This window comes from Streptococcus sp. M334, assembly GCF_000187745.1.
Classification (GTDB): domain Bacteria; phylum Bacillota; class Bacilli; order Lactobacillales; family Streptococcaceae; genus Streptococcus.
In genome coordinates this window covers 14,055-15,082 of sequence record NZ_GL732494.1, presented here as the reverse complement: position 1 = coordinate 15,082, position 1,028 = coordinate 14,055, and the positions used below count along the sequence as shown (strand labels likewise).

The following is a 1,028-nucleotide window of genomic DNA, read 5'->3' as shown; positions in this document are numbered from 1 at the left end:
ATCGTGGTACAGAAGAAGTACAAGTAGTTTTGAAACGTGTTGAAAGTGAATTGTTGGAATTGAATAATTAGTATAGTGTTATTTAGATGGAAAAAGTGATATAATAAAAGAAAGTGAAAGGAGAAGGAATCATGATTAAAGAATTTGGTGTGACAAATTTGGAAGTAACCAAAGAAGATATTTCCAAAAATCCTAACAATCCAATTTTGCGTATGTATGATGATGAAGAATTGATTGGAACATTTAGTATTCTTACTGGTGAAGTCTTAGAGGATTTTGACTTGGCAGATTATGACATTCGATTTGCACAAAAACAAATTGAATTGAATCGTGATAACTACCTTGAAACGTGGAAGGACTACGTGGGGTTATTGCATGCCTAAGTATTCTTTCTTAAAGTATGGTATTGAGATTCGTCCGAACGAACATAACCATAAAGGTCAGATGGCTCATATTCATATTTATATTCATGGCGAAGAAGTTGGTTCGATGTTTTTGAATGGTGAACTTCGAGATGGGAAACTAAAGTCAAAGGATATGAAAATAGTAAGACAGTATGTTTTAGAAAATGCAGATGAACTTCAAGCTTTATGGAATGAATACCAAAAAAGTGCATATTAAAAATTAAAAGCAAGTCAGAAATGGCTTGTTTTTTGTCGTTTTAAGGAGTAGAAAATGGAAAAATATATAATAATTATCCTGATATTTGTGTGTCAAAGAAGGATTTAAAAGCAAATTATTTTCCTTCGATTAGTATTAAAACAATTGAAAGGAGATTAGATGAAAGTCAAAAGACGAAAGAATTTAAAGATATATCTTTTAGAACAGGACAAAAAGTATTGATTAATGTGAGAGGATTTTATCTATTTCTTCTGCATAAAGAGAGAGTTAGATATATTTGATTGGAAAAAATGATATACTATAGTTGTTGACTAGAGATATACTCATTTTTAAAAAGGAGTATAAAATGTTTTTTAGAGAATTGGAGAATGGAAAATATAGATATTATGAAAAATATTTTGATTTAG

General features: G+C 29.4%; 2 protein-coding genes. Both read left to right on the top strand.

Features of this window, described 5'->3' with window-relative positions:
* Nucleotides 1–131: 131 nt before the first annotated feature.
* A complete protein-coding gene (locus HMPREF0851_RS14375; protein ID WP_000588739.1) occupies nucleotides 132–383 on the top strand; it encodes a hypothetical protein in 252 nt (83 codons plus the stop codon).
* A complete protein-coding gene (locus HMPREF0851_RS14370) occupies nucleotides 376–621 on the top strand; it encodes a DUF4160 domain-containing protein (RefSeq protein WP_001127471.1) in 246 nt (81 codons plus the stop codon). Before HMPREF0851_RS14375 ends, HMPREF0851_RS14370 begins: the two co-directional genes overlap by 8 nt.
* Nucleotides 622–1,028 lie beyond the last annotated feature (407 nt).

Bases quoted from the DNA above. Each gene is read 5' to 3' on its own strand.
- HMPREF0851_RS14370 (WP_001127471.1), top strand. From the start codon at position 376: ATGCCTAAGTATTCTTTCTTAAAGTATGGTATTGAGATTCGTCCGAAC.
- HMPREF0851_RS14375 (WP_000588739.1), top strand. From the start codon at position 132: ATGATTAAAGAATTTGGTGTGACAAATTTGGAAGTAACCAAAGAAGAT.